Source organism: Desulfosporomusa polytropa, assembly GCF_055380075.1.
The window spans coordinates 3,585,702-3,603,546 of the sequence record NZ_AP042400.1; the positions used below are offsets into that span (position 1 = coordinate 3,585,702).

11 protein-coding genes and 1 pseudogene are annotated in these 17,845 nt (G+C 43.4%); 2 read left to right on the forward strand and 10 right to left on the reverse strand.

Annotated features, from left to right (window positions below):
• The first annotated feature begins 237 nt into the window (after positions 1–237).
• Positions 238–1,254, forward strand: a complete 1,017-nt coding sequence (locus tag ACZ449_RS18515; protein WP_464257536.1) for an alpha-hydroxy-acid oxidizing protein — start codon at positions 238–240, stop codon at positions 1,252–1,254.
• A 69-nt stretch (positions 1,255–1,323) separates the two neighbouring features.
• Here the strand turns inward: ACZ449_RS18515 and ACZ449_RS18520 are convergent, their stop codons facing one another.
• The 10 genes from ACZ449_RS18520 to ACZ449_RS18565 all read right to left on the reverse strand — a co-directional run bounded on the left by ACZ449_RS18520 (position 1,324) and on the right by ACZ449_RS18565 (position 16,696).
• The gene (locus ACZ449_RS18520; protein WP_464257537.1) at positions 1,324–3,957 is read right to left on the reverse strand and encodes a bifunctional diguanylate cyclase/phosphodiesterase; all 2,634 of its coding nucleotides are present in this window, start codon (positions 3,955–3,957) and stop codon (positions 1,324–1,326) included.
• A 482-nt stretch (positions 3,958–4,439) separates the two neighbouring features.
• Positions 4,440–5,159, reverse strand: coding sequence for an ankyrin repeat domain-containing protein (locus tag ACZ449_RS18525; protein WP_464257538.1), 720 nt, complete (start codon positions 5,157–5,159; stop codon positions 4,440–4,442).
• Between the two features lie 391 nt (positions 5,160–5,550).
• Positions 5,551–6,366: an arylamine N-acetyltransferase family protein gene (locus tag ACZ449_RS18530; protein ID WP_464257539.1), complete on the reverse strand. Its 816-nt coding sequence runs from the start codon at positions 6,364–6,366 to the stop codon at positions 5,551–5,553.
• A 484-nt stretch (positions 6,367–6,850) separates the two neighbouring features.
• Positions 6,851–7,315 (reverse strand): hypothetical protein, encoded by a 465-nt coding sequence (locus tag ACZ449_RS18535; RefSeq protein WP_464257540.1) that lies wholly within the window; start codon positions 7,313–7,315, stop codon positions 6,851–6,853.
• Between the two features lie 24 nt (positions 7,316–7,339).
• Positions 7,340–9,250 carry a YadA family autotransporter adhesin gene (locus tag ACZ449_RS18540; RefSeq protein WP_464257541.1) on the reverse strand — a complete coding sequence of 637 codons (1,911 nt, stop codon included), beginning with the start codon at positions 9,248–9,250 and terminating at the stop codon, positions 7,340–7,342.
• A 491-nt stretch (positions 9,251–9,741) separates the two neighbouring features.
• Positions 9,742–10,923 carry an AraC family transcriptional regulator gene (locus ACZ449_RS18545; protein ID WP_464257542.1) on the reverse strand — a complete coding sequence of 394 codons (1,182 nt, stop codon included), beginning with the start codon at positions 10,921–10,923 and terminating at the stop codon, positions 9,742–9,744.
• A gap of 30 nt (positions 10,924–10,953) precedes the next feature.
• Positions 10,954–12,339: an APC family permease gene (locus ACZ449_RS18550; protein WP_464257543.1), complete on the reverse strand. Its 1,386-nt coding sequence runs from the start codon at positions 12,337–12,339 to the stop codon at positions 10,954–10,956.
• 1 nt (position 12,340) lies between these two features.
• Positions 12,341–14,194 carry an amidohydrolase gene (locus tag ACZ449_RS18555; protein WP_464257544.1) on the reverse strand — a complete coding sequence of 618 codons (1,854 nt, stop codon included), beginning with the start codon at positions 14,192–14,194 and terminating at the stop codon, positions 12,341–12,343.
• A 316-nt stretch (positions 14,195–14,510) separates the two neighbouring features.
• Positions 14,511–15,260 carry a Fic family protein gene (locus tag ACZ449_RS18560; RefSeq protein ID WP_464257545.1) on the reverse strand — a complete coding sequence of 250 codons (750 nt, stop codon included), beginning with the start codon at positions 15,258–15,260 and terminating at the stop codon, positions 14,511–14,513.
• Positions 15,261–16,084: 824 nt separating this feature from the next.
• A complete protein-coding gene (locus tag ACZ449_RS18565; RefSeq protein ID WP_464257546.1) occupies positions 16,085–16,696 on the reverse strand; it encodes a lactate utilization protein in 612 nt (203 codons plus the stop codon).
• A gap of 676 nt (positions 16,697–17,372) precedes the next feature.
• On the opposite strand from ACZ449_RS18565, the pseudogene ACZ449_RS18570 reads away from it, so the two are divergent.
• Positions 17,373–17,679: pseudogene (locus ACZ449_RS18570) on the forward strand (transposase); the annotation flags it as partial.
• Positions 17,680–17,845 lie beyond the last annotated feature (166 nt).

The window sequence follows — 17,845 nt, forward strand, 5'->3', positions numbered from 1 at the left end:
CAGATCCACCGTTACCTATATCTTGTCCTAATTCGTAGAACAATAGTAGAATAGCAGGGCCCCAAATTCGAACCTGACAAAAATCGTTTTTTTCCGTGTAAACTTTTTTCATTGTGGCATAAATAGCGAAACTGGACATAATAATTGCAAAGAAGGATTTCATATAACAATATTGAAAATCATAGAAGAAGAATGCCATGGGAATATCCTATGAAACCGGGAAAGGGAGAGAATATTATGAACTACCAAGAATTATTGGAAAATGCACGCACCTGTATGGGGAGTCACTGTAAGGCCTGCACTGTCTGCAATGGCATGGCATGTAAAAACAGCATTCCCGGACCGGGGGCAAAAGGCGTTGGCGACACAGCCATCCGCAACTATCAGAAATGGCAGGAAATTCGGGTTAATATGGATACATTATGTGAGAATAGACCGGTAGATACAACACTGGAATTATTTGATAAGACATTTAAGTATCCATTCTTTGCCGGACCTGTTGGTGCAGTAAATATGCACTACAGTGAAAAATTTGACGATATGGCTTATAATGATATTCTGGTTTCGTCCTGCATGGAAAATGGAATAGCTGCGTTTACCGGTGATGGTACAAATCCAAAAGTCATGGAGAGTGCAACAACGGCAATAGCTAAGGTGAATGGTCGTGGTATTCCTACAATTAAACCATGGAATATTGACACAATCAAAGCGAAAATGGATCTTGTGCATAAGTCAGGGGCTTTTGCTGTTGCCATGGATATCGATGCAGCCGGATTGCCTTTCTTAAAAAACATGACACCTCCGGCTGGCGGAAAATCAATCGATGAGCTTCGCCGCATTTCTGAAATTGCAGGTATACCCTTTATTGTAAAAGGGATTATGAACATAAAAGCCGCTTTAAAGGCAAAAGAAGCAGGGGCAAAAGCAATTGTTGTCTCTAATCATGGTGGCAGGGTACTGGATCAGTGTCCGTCAACTGCGGAAGTCCTTCCAGAAATTGCAGACGCTGTCGGAAGCGAGATGAAGATTCTAGTGGACGGAGGTATCCGTTCCGGTGCAGGTATTTTTAAAGCCCTAGCACTTGGGGCAGATGGTGTTATAATCTGTCGCCCGTTTGTAACCGCTGTCTTTGGCGGTGAAAAAGAAGGTGTTAAGGTTTATATTGAAAAATTGGCCGAAGAATTAAAAGATACGATGACTATGTGCGGTGCCTTTAGGCTGAGTGAAATTACAAAAGATATGGTACGTAAATAAAATGAACATGGGACATTCCTTTGTAAAGAAAAGGAATGTCCCTATTGTTTCCCCAAAGAACTTTATCAATCATGTTGAGGTCAAAAAGCGTATCACTTCCTCCTCCGGCATTGGCCGGCCAAAAAGATAGCCTTGCAGACGGTCACAATCAAAATTAACCAAATAATCACACTGGCTTTCTGTTTCTACGCCTTCGGCGACTACGCTCAAATTCATGTTATGCGCCAAATCTATAATTGTTTTAACAATAGTTTTCTGGTCCTCATTTAGTAAAAGTTTATCAATAAATGTTTTATCAATTTTTAAAGTCTTTACCGGCAATGATTGAAGATACGTCAGAGAAGAATAGCCGGTGCCAAAATCATCGAGTGCCAGACTGACTCCCATGGCGCACAGTTCTTCCAATTGGTGCGTACTTTCTTCTAGAGATGCAATCAAAGTATTTTCCGTGATTTCTAATTCCAGTTGCCACGGCTCAATTCCCGTTTTTGCAATCGCTTGTTTAACCTTGTCAGCAATACCGTGGGAACATAACTGATGCGGCGATACATTGACGGCTATCTGGATACTCGACCAACCGTTATCGGTTAACCGTCGGACAAACATACACGCTTCTTGCAGCGCCCAGTTTCCAATGTCCTGTATTAAACCGCTTTGTTCTGCTAACGGAATAAAACGTGTCGGCGAAATTGAACCAACCTCTGGATTATTCCATCGCAATAGCGCTTCGAAGCTCAACACCGACCTGTCACTTGCACTCACCTGAGGCTGGTAATGTAGTGATAGCTCGCCGCGCTCAACAGCATATCGCAATTGATTAACAAGCAGCACCTTCTCATAGGCATCAGACTGCATAGCAACACGATAAAAACGCCAACAGTTTTTACCAGCCTTTTTCGCTGCATACATTGCATTGTCGGCATTTTTGAAAAGTTCCTCTGCCGTGTCTCCATCATCAGGGTATATAGCAATACCAGCACTAGTGGATACACGAAAGCGAGTATCCAACACCTCAAAATCACGATTGAATTCACGGATTATCTGATCTGCAAACCCGGAAATAAATTCCCTGTTAACATCTGGGAATATCACCATAAACTCATCCCCACCGATACGCGCGGTAAAAGCTTGCTCTCCGGCCAATTCAGACAAACGTTTGCCAGCAATTTTAATGAGCGCATCACCATAACTGTGTCCGAAGGCGTCATTAACCATTTTCAGGTCATCCAGATCAATAAAGACCACGGCTCCTGCCGCACCACTTTGCTTAACTTTTTCCATTTCCATAAAAAGCCGTTCATTCAGATTGGCGCGATTTGGCAACCCAGTGAGCAAATCAGTATAAGCCAGCTTGCGAATAGCTGCGTTCTTCTGGCTTAATTCCACTTGTGCCGCCTGGCGTTCCGAAATCTCCTCTTCCAGTGCGGCATTCATTTCCTGTAGTTCCCGTGTGCGTTGCTGTACTATGTTTTCCAATTCGGCATTTAAGTTACCCAATGCGCTCTGGGCTGCCTCCCGTTCCTGCACTTCCTCTTCCAATGCAGCATTCATTTCCTGTATTTCAGCCACTTTGTCTGCAAGCGCAGCTTCGTTTTCCTTAAGTAACTGAATAGTATTTGCCATAGAGTCACTCATCTTCACAAATGTATCGCATAACATAGTAAGCTCGTAAGGTATCTTTGCCGAAAGACGGTCTTTCCCAACCATGGCGTATTCTTCAACCGCTACAAGGCGAGCTTGTTTGACCAGCCAATTAATCGGCTGCTTTATTCGACTAGTCTGCACTGCAGCCAGCGGTAGAATCAGTAGTACCAAACAACCTGTCACGCCTGCCATGAGCAACAGATGCTTATATATTGGCGCGAGAACTTCTTCTTCGTTAATCTTGCCAATCAGCGTCCAGCCTCTTTCAGGAACATTAATGTAAGCCCCCAGCACCTTGTTGCCCCGATAGTCAACCCAAGACGCCGTTCCTGATTGCCCCAGCTGGATATTACGAAATGCGTCGCTGGTTATTTTAAAATGCATCCGTGCGCTGCCCTCAACAAGACCTTTCGCAATTAACTCATTAACATGCTGCGGTTCTGTGATCATTGTACCTTCATGGTTAACAAGTAAAATCTCGCCAGTTTGTCCAACCATTTGCTCATGAGTCAGATTCTCCAAAGTAGTTGTTTTCACTGACCCAAGAATAAGTCCCTGGAAGTTCCCTTCATTATCGTAAACCGGCGATGAAAAATTGATGATTGGCTGTCCGCTGTTGCGCCCAATCACAACATCAGAAATGTAGTCTTTTCCGTCTTGTGCTGCCAAAAAGTACGGCCGACCTACCGCTGAAGGAAAACGGATGCCGCCGCTCAAGGTAGAAGCAATAAAGATACCGTCTTTATTGCTAAAAGACAGCGAATCAAAGTTTTGATCGACCCACTGCTTTCGCTGGAGAACGCTATTCATATTCACCGAATCTAGACTTCGGAAAGCCGGTTCTTGGCTAATTTCACGAACGGTTGCAGCCCGTTCCCCTTGCCAAAGATCAATAAGTCTTTTTTGAAATGCTACTGTATGATTCATTAATTCAAGGTTTTTTCCCCTAGCGATTTCTATCTGTCCGAGTGTATAAATCGCCATAATCATCACACTGGGAATGACTATAAGAATAACTGTCCAAAATTGAAATTGCCGCTGCAAAGTTCGTGACTTCATATTCCGCCTCCTCTACTATCCGTACTATATTAATGAGACGATATCATATGAATTATTGTTCATTATTCATAATAGCCCTTATGTAAAAATAGCCATAACTTCCTTTTCAGTAAGTTATGGCTATTTTCTCTACCTATAATGATATATCCTGCTATATTTTTACATATAATAACAAAATTTTTCGCTGTTAGGAGTATTACGGGGAATGTCGGAAGACACAAAGGGACTTTCCTTTTCTGGCATATTTTACCTCAGGACCATTTAGTGCCAAAACGGAAACGTCCCTTGGTGTCACTCTTTCAGGAAGTGAAACGAGCGTCCCTTTGCTTCTTTTTAAATTTTCTTATTACTTGTAACAACATCTTTGTGCATTTCCTCCTATAGAATCTCAGGAATGGTTATCCTGATTCGCTTTCTAACAGGAGCTATTAGACAAAAGTGATACAAAGTTTCCCATGTTGGAAACAACCCAAAACCAAAAATTACTTTGCTCCCGCATTAGTTAGGACACTAATCATTTCCTTATTATTTTCTTGTTTAGCAAGAGAAAGGGCTGTAGCATTATTTTTCGCTTTTTTATTGACATCCGCCCCCTGTGACAAAAGTTCTTTTGCGTTTTCAACATTATTGTTGAGCACCGCCATCATTAAAGCAGTAATTCCCGTACTAGCGTCTACCGCATGGATATCTGGTTTTTTTGCCAATATCAATCGGACAATCTCAGTATCCTTTTGCGCCGCCGCCATCATCAGCGGTGTTGCTTCAAAGTCTTTTGAAATAAAACGCGCATTCACATCCGCACCTTTATCCAGCAAAAACTTAATCGTATCCTGCTTTTCTTTTTCTTTCCCGTTCCCGAGAATCGCAGCAAACAGTGGTGTCAAGTCCCCCTTACCCTTGCTCTTACTATTTATATCAGCCCCTTTTTCAACCAAAAATTTAACTATTTCTAGATTGCCGCTTGCAGCTGCGGTTACCACCGGACTCCCATTGACAGTCGTAACATTCGGACTCATTCCTGCCTCGATAAACAGCTCAACAATATCCATATTTTGGTCCTCTACTGCTTTTACAAAGCTTTGTTCATTATATTGATTTTTTTTATCGGATAAATCCTTCTTGGCATCCTCTGGGCTTCTTGCACACCCAGAAAGCAATAATGCCACCACAAGTACTCCCACCATCAAAATTCTTATTCTCATACTTTCCACTCTCCATCTTTTATTTATTAAATAGGTTTTATTGCTTCACATCAAAAATGGTAACACATAATAATCCTTGGCGATACTATCCGAAAGTATATACTTAGGTTCATGTTTTGGCCGAGAGTTTTCAGTCAGCAAGACGAGACCAGAGGCGGTGATACTGAGACAATAGGGGATGTTCCTATTTTGTCAACTTTTTGCTACCACTCCACGCGAAATTCCGCCCGTTCTAAACATTTTTTGCACAATCAAAAACGGATATTGCTGCAAAAATGAAATTAGTATTAGATGTGTAAAAAGCTTCTATAAGTTCCAAATACACAAAAAGAGTCGGTTAGGATAACTAAATTATCTAACCGACTCTTTGAACTAGTAGCCTATCTAATATTTATTTTTTTAAAAACCAATTTTCTCCTAATAATTCAATTCGCTCAGTAGCAATACCAAAGTATTCTGCCAATACTTTTCTAAATTCCTCGGTACTGACAATATTTTTTTGTAATGTAGTCTTGCTATTCTTCCTTATAGAAAATTGATTGTTAACTAACGAGACTCTACCCGTTGGCGTCGGCTTAGTTATTATAAGTTTCTTAGTAAATGCTGAACTAGGACAAGTCGAGCAATAATAACTACCAACAAAGTAATCTTGTTGGGTAGAAGGTTCAAGCGAAAAACCATAAATATTGTGCCAAGTATCAAGATGCCAATGCTGTAAAATATAAAACCGATCATCCTCAGATATAAGCCTAAACAAATCAGCGAATTGCGATTTTTTATGATTCTTTTCAAATAAAAGCGGCTCTATTAAACCATTTCCGCCAAAACCAACGTCTACAACCCATTGTTTACCTTCAGCCCATACTAGCATATTGTGATGCAATCTTCCTCCAAAATTAGTATCCTGATATACCCTCCCCATATAATTACAGACTTTAAAACCTAAACCAGTTAACAGACTACCAAATAAAGCATTAAGTTCAAAACAATATCCACCTCTACTGTCAGTCACAATTTTCCTATGAATATCTTCAATCTTCAAGGATATTGGCCTGCCTAAAATAACGTCTAAATTCTCAAACGGAACGTGCATCGTGTGGCATGTATGAAGTGTACGAAGGGTCTTAAGATTATTAGATATCTCGTCCCTATATCCAATCCGTATTAAATACTCATCAATCTGCTTCGCTGTTAATATAATAGACATCCATTTCTCCCCCACTAATCGGATAAATATACAACTATCGCCAATGTTACTATTATTTGTAATTATTCGAAATGCAGCCGTGCGTACGAAAAACAACCAAACGTGCACCTGCACTTTTAATATCCTTTGCGGACATTTACTGTCTAGCAAACGTTCCTGGGAATTGCAGATACAAAAGAACGGTTCGTTTGTATCCTCCGCTTTATCCATCACACCAATATGATTTCTGGCGCGCTTCACCTAACTTATTTCCATATATCATACTTATTTATCATAAAAATACAAAATCCTGCAAACTTATATAAATTGGCAGGATTAATAACTATCATTTCATATTGAATTTTTTAGAGTTCATTGCGAACCTATTTTCCGCCATACCAGTGATACGGTTCTCCGTTCATCATTATCGGCAAAAATTCATATCCATATGTGTTCTGAGAAAACACTCTATTAACTACGAAAGAAATATTTCTCCAAGGTGTTGTTACTTATTCAAGTAAGAGCTTTCAACCACTATTTTGAAAGAGGCCATCACCGTATCATTGACAATCAATTGATAGGTATAAAGTCCAGCTTTAAACGCCAAACTCCAATTGGTCACAAAACTTTTAATTGAGTTATTGTTTTGTATGAGGACATTATCATACTTTGCTGTCGCAATCGTTACTCCGCTGGCATCGTCAATTATACTTAGATCAACTTTGTAAGTTCCACTCATAAAAATAAGTTGGTCAAGAGTCGCAAATTTTGAGATGGCGGAAGCTACTCCTGCAGGATTGTCAAATTTGATATTGGTCGGTCCAGCTATAACATAGCCTTGGCCCTGGTGGTATTCGATATTTGTCGCCATCACATGATTAATGACTCCGACTGTAGACTCATTTTCTGCCCAACAAACAGCCGGAGCAAAAAAAATTAGAACAATGAAAACGACTAGTATTTTTCTCATAATATCTACCTTTCTGCGAATATTTTACTCGCTGCTGGTGCTATGCCGGTGATTATTCTCTATGAGTTGCTTCAATTGGTTGATTTGATCCTGCAATTGTTGAATATCCTTTTGTTGCTGCTGAACCTTTGTTTCCAAATTCACGTTAGCAGCGTTGGAAGTGCCTTTGGTTACAGCCTTACCCAGTTTCCAGGTTGCGCCGATGCGGCCCATCTTTTCATCGCCGCTAAAGGATAGACCCATGCTAATGAGCACAGAATCATTCATGTAGTAGTTATACCCTACAGCTAGTGCCTGCTTGCCACTGTAGCTGCCTAAGCCAAGAAGAATTTGGGCTGGGGCTTCGGGATCATAGGGCAGAGGATTTAATCCACTTAATGCCGCCGCCATGGCCCCTACCTGGCTGACCCGTGTATCGAGGTTGTCGACGCGGGAGTTTATTTCATCAAGGTTTCCACTATTAAGACCTGCAATAGCAGCGTTTAACTGCTGTACATTTACGGCATCGGTCGCATTCGTACCGGCGGCTAGATTGGTGATCTGCCGCTCATTTCCGGCCGTTCCTACAGAGACGGTGTTGACACGGTCCGCAACCGAGCCAGCGCCTAAGGCGACACTATTATTGGCCATAACCCGGGTATTGGTACCCAGGGCCGTCCCGTTATTGATGGTGTCGGCTTGGGCGCCGTTACCAAAAGCTGCACCGCCGGTGTAGACGCCAATAATGCCGCTATTATAGGTAGCGACAGCGTTATCGCCAAAGGCAGCACCACCACCGCCGGCTTTAGCCGCCGCTCCTACGGCTAATGAGCCTGTTGCCGAAGCTCCATTACCGATAGCAATCGCATTCGTTCCGCTGGAAGAAGCTCCTGTACCTAGGGCAACAGCGCCATCTTTGATTGCCTGAGCGCCATACCCCACCGCGACGGAGCTGTCTCCTGACGCCACACTATCAGTTCCAATGGCGATGCTATTCACTCCAGTTCCAGCCAGGTTAACTCCACTAGCTCCAGTAGGGCCTGCTGGTCCAGTAGCTCCCGTGGCGCCAGTAGGGCCTGCTGGTCCGGTAGCCCCCGTGGCTCCAGTAGGGCCTGCTGGTCCGGTAGCTCCCGTAGCTCCAGTAGGGCCTGCTGGTCCGGTAGCTCCCGTGGCTCCAGTAGGGCCTGCTGGTCCGGTAGCTCCCGTGGCTCCAGTAGGGCCTGCTGGTCCGGTAGCTCCGGCAGGTATACTAGCGATAGCAGTGCTTATAGCGCTATCCATCTGCCCCTTATTGACAGCGTCAGTAGCATTGATACCAGCAGCTACATTGACAATTCTCCGTGTAGAACTTGCTGATCCGACTGAAAATGTATTGGCTGCACTGGTAACAGATCCCGCTCCTATTGCAACACTATTATCATAAGTAGCCTTAGCCTGGTAACCAAGGGCCGTGCTATTGTTGGCAGCCTCAGACCGGACTCCAAGTGCCATGCTATTAGAGCCGGTAGCATTAGCCGCTTCACCAAGCGCCACGCTATCACTGCCGATAGCCTTAGCACTTGTACCAAGGGCCACGCTATAGCCGCCAGTAGCCTGAGCCCCGAAACCAAGCGCTATGCTGCACTCGCCGTTAGCATTAGCATCATCACCAAGCGCTGTGCTCCCCCTGGCTGCAGCATAAGCCCCCTGACCAACAGCCGTGCTATAATCGCTGCTAGCCCCAGCACCTTGACCAATGGCCGTGCTCATAAAGCCGGTAGCCTTAGCCACGAAACCAACAGCCGTGCTATTAAAGCCGGTAGCTTCGGAGTACTCGCCATAAGCCGCGCTACCACTGTCATCAGTTTTAGCACCAGTGCCATAAACAGTGTTAGCAGTAACGATTGCACTAGTAGACAGTATCATCAATAGGACTAGAATCATAACAACTATTTTTTTATAGACACCCTTACTCACGTATTGATCACCCTTTTATATAATTTTTATAGTATCTTGCAACTTAATCAGCATTACGCCAGCGCAATAGAAAGCATCATTATATTATGCCGGTGTTTGGGGTTATGGTCATCCTATTGCTTTAGACAATTCCGCATGTGCCGAAGGTGATTTGTCTTGTCTGGATTGGCATAGGCAGATAAAAACTTCTCCTTAGTATAAATATAAGCTATATATGTTTATTGTTATATGACAATCGCGCTGTAATAATAGGACAATCCTGCTTTCTTATTGCTTTTACGGACATAAGCTTCAAATTACCAACGCCCCGCTGCCGTCTTGGCAACGTGGCTTATTATATTCTGGTAAACCGGCTTATTGTCCATGTTGATCTTTTGCTATGTCCTAGCATTACAAGCAAAAAAAAGGATATAATAACTACTCAGTGTAGCGATTATATCCTCTTTCTTCTGCAGTGCTTTTATGGTTGTCGTACTAGAAGCCTTTGACTTTTACTTGATAAACCAACATTCGCTGTCACCTTCTACCTTATCCTGGAATTCGTGAAGAAGTTTTTCAAGCAGTTGCCGATTGTGCTCCGAGTTGCCGTTATCACCGATTCGGATGATGGCATATGTATTTCCAGTTCGCCCCTGGCTGTCTCCTCCCGTTTGAGCCAATCCCTCGTCCTGCTCCAGGTAGCTTAAGAGATCAGCTTGAGACCCAATATTTTTCAGCGTAATCGGGGTCATGCTCACTTTATACTCGGTATGTTGTTCCGCCAGATTTTTAAAGTGCTCGATTCTTTCCTGGACTTTACCGTCAGCCACTTTTGTGATCTTGCTATCCTTACCAATTTGCTGCCGATAGATTTTGCGATAATCGGACGGCTTCATCAGAAACCATTTTTGGAAAGTCCGGTTGAAATACTTTATGTCGGAGAAGCCGCACTGCCCGGAAATCGTTGTGAGGTGGTCATCTGTCTCCAGCAGCCGACGCTCCGCCTTATACACCCGGATATACCCCAGAATATCATGAAAACTAGCGGCACCTACCTCCTTAAACAGATGGGAGATGTAGGACTTGGAATAGAACTCCTTGGAGGAGATGTCCTGCAGGAGGGTTTTATTATGGTATTTTTCATAGATATATTGAATGATCATATAATATGTCTCAAGCTTGTCGGAACTGATATCCTTGTGGCGGTTGTAATACCGCTCCAGGGAATAATCTTTGACCAATACATGCATCAGTCTGTCCGTGATGTTCTCTGTCGTCTCGCCAACATTATCCTCTCTTCGTAGCAGGCTGCCCATCAGGCTAAGCAGCATCTGGCGCAACTGATAACTCTGGCCTTTATATTTCGCCAGATCAAAAGACTCACAGGCAAAAAGCACATAATAAATGTGGGGAAAGTTTGCCTGGTACTGTTTGAGGTCGATGTGAAAGATCGCGACCATATTGTCTGCTTCGTCGTGCCGCCATATTTTGTGCGAGTCTTCCCTGTTGACGACCACGTAATCGCCTTCGCTTAGCGTAAAGTATTCAAAACTTACCTTAACCTTCACCTCGCCTTTGAGGACAAAGATGATCTCAATCGCGTCCTCATGGCAGTGTAGGGTATATTCGTCGATGTTATAGACATTCATGATTACCGGTGATTTGTCGTCAAAAGGAATGTTTTCCGTATACATCTTATACCTCGCAATTAGTCTGATGTTGAATTATTCTAATGTAAGGTCAGGCGGCAGTTTTCTGAAAAAATTGGTGGTAAACGCTGTGTAAATAACCCCTAACCCAAGCCAAGTGAAGCCCAGCATTTTCGTCTGAGGTGCCAGATTAAAAAGAAAGTACAGACAAAGGGCGGCACCAATAAGTGGGAAAATCAGGTATTGGATGGTATCGCTGGGGGAACGCCTTTTCCCTCGCAGATAGAAGTGAAAAATTACAGCGATATTAACCATGGCAAAGCCGAACAAGGCACCGAAACTGATGAGCGACACTGCGCCTACAAGGCTGTCGATAAAAGCGATGGCTGTCAGCGATATGGCAGATACGAGCAAAATGGCATAGATCGGCGTTTTAAACCGGGGATGAACATAGGCGAAACACTTTTTCGGCAGGACTCCGTCCCGCCCCATACCGAAAAGAATTCGCGCTACTGCGGCCTGCGCCGATATCGCGCAAGTCAGGCTGGCCAGGTTGCTGATCCAAAAATACAGTGACTGCATGTAATCAGCCTGGAGCTTCAGCGATACTTCCAAAAAGCCAGTGTTGGGATCGACAATCTCCTGCCAGCCTGAGGGCCAGGCGATTTGACAAAAATACGATTCCAGGATGAAAAATCCTCCGGCGAGCAGCGCCACAAGCAGTAATGCGCGGCCCACGTTCTTTTCCGGCTGAATAGTTTCTTCTGCCAGCGTGGTCACTGCATCAAATCCAAGAAAAGCGATAGTCAGGATTCCCACTGACATGAGAAATGCGTCCATGTGAAATTCCGGCGCGTTGTAAACCGCTTCCCAGGAAAAGAAGGTTCCTGCCCCGCCGCCTTCTAAGATGAGCCTGGCCACTACGAACAGGAACAATAAGGAGAAGCCGGCCTGGAGAATGACCGTCCAGGTATTGACCATAACCGACGGTTCAATACCCAGGATATTGATCAAGCCGACGACAGCCACGCTGATAAGTATCCAAGCCCATGCCGGCACAACAGGACAATATTGGTTCATGAACAGCCCTAGAAGTAGGATGCAGATCATTGGCAGCAGGAGATAATCCAGCAGCATAACCCAGCCGGTGATAAAACCGACATGGGGGTTGACGGAGCGCTGCACGTAGGTATAGGCAGAACCGGCAACCGGAAAAACCGATACCAGATTGGCGTAGCTGAAGGCGGTAAACAAGATTACCACGGTGGCTACAATATACGACAAGGTCGTCATGCCATGGGTCATGCCAGTCATAATACCAAACTGAGTAAAAACGCCAATGGGAGCCAGATAAGAGAGACCAAACCAAATAAGGTGTCGCACGTTGAGAACTCTTTTAAGCGATTGTTCATATCCTAGGGCATTTAGTGTGCTTTCCGTAACTTTGTCAGGCAAGTCCATCTCACAAACCTCCGTTCAAATTCAAAAAATGGTCATTGCCTATTGCTGCTATTTCTGCCTGCCAGTTTGGGGAGATATACAGGGTTTTCCCCTTGCTGATGGTTTCAAGAATCTCTACAGAGTGAATCTCATTCGCTGCAATGGTCAAAATGTTTTTGTCCAAAATCACCATATCAGCCCGTTTCCCAACCTCCAGAGACCCGGTGACCTCATCAAGCCCAAGTGCCTTCGCACCGTTGATAGTACACATTTCTATCGCCTGGTGGCGTGAAATTCGCTCAGCTGGGTTGTGCAGCCTTTTGCTGTCTGTTGCTCCAGGAGCATTTCGGGTAACGGCAATCTCGATCCCCCACAGCGGAACAGGTTTCTCGCTGATTATTCCGTCGGTGGCCATAGAAGCCACGACGCCTTCCGCAAAAAAACTGTTAGCCGGGAAACTGGTTTCAGCCCGTTTTGAGCCAAGGACAGGTTCGAAAATTTCTTCATAATAGAAGGGCTCTTTATAATGCCAATAAGAATTGATCGAAGCAACAACTTTCAGTCGTGCCATACGTCTGATATCTTCAGGACAGGCCAGCAGAAGATGGGTTATAGTATGTTTGAGATCTTTCTCGCCGTATTTTTCCCAGGCTTCTTCCAGCCCGTCAAGGCATTCTTTAACAGCCCTGTCCCCCATGGCATGAATATGTATAGGTATGTTCTCACGATGCATCGCCCCGATAAATTGTTTGAGTTTTTCCTGGGAAACGTTGTTGTACAAGCAGCCGATATTTGCCGGATCGTCAGGTTCATCGGCGTAGGGTTCCATTACATACATGCCTTTTTGGATGGCGTCGGCAAATATTTTGACGGAAAAAAACTCAAATTCTTCCACTCCCGAATATATTCGCTGTACTTCGCGAAATTCACGAATCGTCCTGTCGGGATCATTCACATCGCCGAACAAGGCAACTCTCCACAGCATTTGTTCTCGGCCCGTTTTCAGTGCCTCGTATACATAGCCGACATGCGCATTCTGTTTAAACGGAGTAATCAGTATATCCTGCAGCAGTGTCACTCCGTAGGAGTTCATCTCCCTAATGAGGGCCCGCCCCCCTACTTCTGTCTGCCGACTTTTCGTCTCGGCAGACACTGGTGGCATATATCCGTCCATATAGCGGCAGATGGCCGCTTCCCTGAACACACCCCAGGGCTGTCCGCGGTACCTGGAAAAATCTACACCGTGATACTCTCCGTTAAAATCCCCGGGAATCCTGGTAATGATGTCACTACCCTCGTTCCCGGTTATACCGCCGTCAATATCGAAGCCCTTCCCTTGGGCAAGCTTGATGGCAACACTGTTATACCAGGCACAGTGAAGATCATTAGAATATAACTTAACCGGCACGTTTTCCAGAAATGTTCCTCGCAATGCCTCATCCAGGAGGAATCTGCTCGGACCAAGATAGCTGTCCGGTGAAATACCATAGGTATTGAGGTTGTATTCTTGGAAGACCGCCTGTTCCCAATTGCTTCCGGTCACGTATGTCGCTTTGGCATTGGCCTTGTCTGTGGCAAACGCCCGGATGATTTCCAGGTATTCCGGCACCGTCTTTACATCGCCTAAGTAGATGCCGGTGAACTTTGCCGCCGATTCGCCGGCGTGGGTATGATTGTCGGAAAATCCCGGCAAGACAAGCCTTCCCGCTAAATCGGTCACCACAGTGTCTGCTGTGCAAAACGCTTCGGCTGCCGCATTGTCACCGACGAAAATTATATTCCCGTTCTTGCAGACAGCGACAGCTTCCGCCACTGTCTGCCTGGAGTCAACTGTATAAACACAGCCGTTCTTAAACAACCTGGCCGCAACTGCCACAGTCTCCCCCCATTCTACATTATTTTTCGCCAACCGCTGCCGTACGCAGCCAACCGTCTGTTTTTATATAGCATTCATTATAACGCAACTTTTGCATTTAAAAAACCTCCAAGAATTCTTGCGCCACCGATTCAGGTACTTTTAAAATTTGTTTAAAGTAGAAAACAAAAGTTACTTATAACTCTATTTACAAAAAAATCTCGAAATCCTGCCAAAATCATGTAAAATTCCAGCAAAACTTCAAGATTTTCTACGAATACCTCTTAAGTCTTAGCATAAAAGATATCCAATATTTCAGACAACTTAAATTATATCATCAAACATATCTAATATAAAAATTAAGGGTATCCTCCAAAACGCAAGCTACCAACTGAATAAAGGCACTATAATTCCCATTTACATGTGAAAAATCCAGGGAATCATAATACTCTACCCGTTGCTCTTTTTTAATAACTATCGGTACATAGCCGTTTTTCATCAATTCGAAGTTCAATAGCAATCTTGCCGTACGTCCATTACCATCTACAAAAGGATGTATTTTAACAAACCAGCTATGCAGAATCGCCGCTCTTTCAACAGCATGTAAAGCCTGTGCTTCTCTCATATACCATTCCAGCAATTCAACCATTTGAGCAGGAACTTGCACAAAGTCAGGCGGTATATGCTCCGCACCGCTGATGAAAACATTTTCCCGACGGTAAACTCCTGCACTTTCAGGCAATATTCCCTTTAAGACAATGGAATGAATATTTTTTATCTGCCATTCGGACAAAAGTTCTTGTTTTTGTATGACTTCTTCTATGTAACCTATTGCTTCTCTATGATTAATTACTTCAAGGTGCTCGCGCAGGGTTTTCCCGCCAATGGTGATTCCTTCTAAAACTACTTTAGTTTCAGACAAAGTAAGGGTATTACCTTCAATAGCATTTGAATGATATGTCCATTCTACTAGCAGCTTTTCTCTCAGACTTTCCAGCGTATGGCGTGGAAATGGCCGTTTACTGTCCAGTAAAGCCTTTTTGTCGTCTATTTGTTTCAGTATTGCATGATAATCCAGTAGAATCACCTCCAAGCCATTCTTTATTTCAAAATCTATCCAGATACTTATATTCTGATCAGATGCCGATTCCTCAATTAAACATTACTCATATTTTACCATAAACTGGCTCGTTTTACACTAGATACAGGATGACAGCCCATCGACCGTTATGGGTCATGAGCTGCCTTTACTTTACACGTAATCACTATCTGGTGTATTTGCTGGTATTAGTTGCACCATCTTATTTTCACGTAACTTCTCTTATAACCGTCCCACTGTATTCTTGACTCACTCTACTCTAAGGAAAGGACAGGGGGAAAGGTACGTCGTCCCACTTTTTTTTAAGAAATCGTTTCACTATCAATTCTCCCGCTTTGTGTTGAGACAAATCCTAATACACCGGGACACGGTGCCTGTCCCCCCTGTCCTCATTATTCTTTTTATGACACCCTACACGTTTGCGATATATCAAATTCCCGCCCTTCACCTCTCGAAAATCAAAAGAGCCAACGCCTTGATTCCTCTTCATTAAAAGAATAATCATCCATAGAATAACCACTAGTACTGCCACATTTAGGACAACATTCTACATATCCACCGTCGCCTATTGGTTTCAATACCGTTTGCTCTGCATCAAATACTTTTCCACAACTTGTACATTTTATGATCTTTCCCATTTTTCTCCTTCACCACGCCATAGCATGCCATAGCCATATCTTTTAATTTCAATATATCATAATTGCTCTATTATCTCAATTATAGGTCTAAACCTAGAAGTAAAGAGCAGTTTTTTCATTACAAATCCTCATCACTTTTCCAATATCAACGTAACATTTATCAAATCAATATATTTAAATCCCCAGATGTTCTCTTACTAGGATAACATGAATCCTGTCTTTGTCACCTGGCATTTGACCACCTATAATAGTATAGAAGCGGCATATGCGATCTGGCGAGGAACAGTTTGAGCATTTGCCAGTTGTAGCGCACGGCGTAGCTCGTCCAAGTTTTTTGGCTAACTCGGGGGCCGTTTTTTCTTTAAGGCGCGTCCACGCTTCTTCCCGATCCTTTACAATTTTGTTTTCTCCAACTATGACTATAACCTTATCTGGCCCAAACATCATAGCCGCTACACGATTTCCTTTACCATCAATGTTTACTAGTTCACCTTCATATGTTATTGCATTGGTACTAGTAACGTAAACATCTGCCATCAAACCTGCTTTCCTCCGTTTAAGGTTTTCACTGGCAGAAATCCCCGTTTCAAATTGGTTAATAAAGTTATAATTGCCCTTTGCAATAACTTCAAATATTCCTACCTCTCTGAGAGTAAGCGAATTCCCCATGGCAATTAATGCTCCTTGAGGTATTAATTCCAATGCTATGCGTTGAGCTTCCTCGCGATTATTCGTAACATAACTCTGAATATTATTGGATCGGAGTTTTTCAATTAGTTGATCCATAACTAACCTCCCATTATTTTTGAATATCACAAAACACTATCTTTATTCTACCCACGATTGTTTATTCAAATGACAGCATTGATTTTAAATAATAGTAATGCCAGTCTTTTCTCGCCGCAAAACTTACTGCTAAATCAAAAGACAGATGGGAGTTCTGTCGCCTTTTAATTTTGCAAATGGTTGTAAAAAGAACTCACCCCTGATTAGTAGGGTTGAGTTCTTTTTTCGCCCTGCCTCTACAAAGATTGAAGCCAAAATCGCCTTTACCAATGATACGGTTCACCGTATCATACCTAACGACGAAAATACAATTAAACAAGTAAAACCTGACTCTCGGACTTCGTTGGTTAATCATTTAAGAGAAGCAAAATGAGCGTCCCCACGCTTCTTTGAAAACAAAAAGACAAGCCACTTTCAGCGATAAAGCTTTGCGCCTCGGCGCTCCTTCTAAGGAAACAAAGCGAACCGTCACCTTGTATCCTTTCTGTACATCCAAGAAGGATACAAGGTGACGGTTCTTTTGTATCCTTTATTCATTTTCATACACTATTCTATATTTATCTTCCATAACAATCATTTTCCGCCGTTACCAATGATACGGTTCTCCGTATCAGGTCAAACGGCGAATTTCATTCTTCCTTCACTAGAAGCGCCGGAACCGTCCCCGCTGTTTCTTAATAACCGGACAAAAAAAGTAACATTAACCGGCATTGAGTTTATTCGGCGCTTTTCCATGCATGTGCTACCAAAAGGTTTTGTCAAAATCAGACATTATGGCTTGTTGGCTAATCGCATCAAACAGGCGAAACTAGAACTCAGCCGAAAATTAACCGGCAGCCCAGCATGCCAAGCAAAAATTTGAAGGTCTGACTACACCAGAAATTCTCTTGGTTCTTATTGGCAAAGATGTAACCCTATGTCCTGTGTGCGGTAAAGGAAAGCTAACGGCAGTTTATTCGTTCTTTCAGGGTTCCTCCCCATAATGTTAATAAAATCGCATATTCCTTCAATACCCAGTTTGTGGGGAGGGGGAAAGTATATCTATCTGGAATGAACTCTGCAATTATACAGTAAAAAAGCAAAAAAATACTGGACCTTATACCAAAATTATCTTAAAAAAGAGTAAAAAAAAGGAACTCTCCTCGATTG

What these genes read in the sequence shown, in the direction of transcription:
- ACZ449_RS18565 (WP_464257546.1), bottom strand. Translation starts at nt 16,696, where the DNA reads ATGGATCAACTAATTGAAAAACTCCGATCCAATAATATTCAGAGTTAT.
- ACZ449_RS18545 (WP_464257542.1), bottom strand. Translation starts at nt 10,923, where the DNA reads ATGTATACGGAAAACATTCCTTTTGACGACAAATCACCGGTAATCATG.
- ACZ449_RS18530 (WP_464257539.1), bottom strand. Translation starts at nt 6,366, where the DNA reads ATGTCTATTATATTAACAGCGAAGCAGATTGATGAGTATTTAATACGG.
- ACZ449_RS18525 (WP_464257538.1), bottom strand. Translation starts at nt 5,159, where the DNA reads ATGAGAATAAGAATTTTGATGGTGGGAGTACTTGTGGTGGCATTATTG.
- ACZ449_RS18515 (WP_464257536.1), top strand. Translation starts at nt 238, where the DNA reads ATGAACTACCAAGAATTATTGGAAAATGCACGCACCTGTATGGGGAGT.
- ACZ449_RS18520 (WP_464257537.1), bottom strand. Translation starts at nt 3,957, where the DNA reads ATGAAGTCACGAACTTTGCAGCGGCAATTTCAATTTTGGACAGTTATT.
- ACZ449_RS18550 (WP_464257543.1), bottom strand. Translation starts at nt 12,339, where the DNA reads ATGGACTTGCCTGACAAAGTTACGGAAAGCACACTAAATGCCCTAGGA.
- ACZ449_RS18535 (WP_464257540.1), bottom strand. Translation starts at nt 7,315, where the DNA reads ATGAGAAAAATACTAGTCGTTTTCATTGTTCTAATTTTTTTTGCTCCG.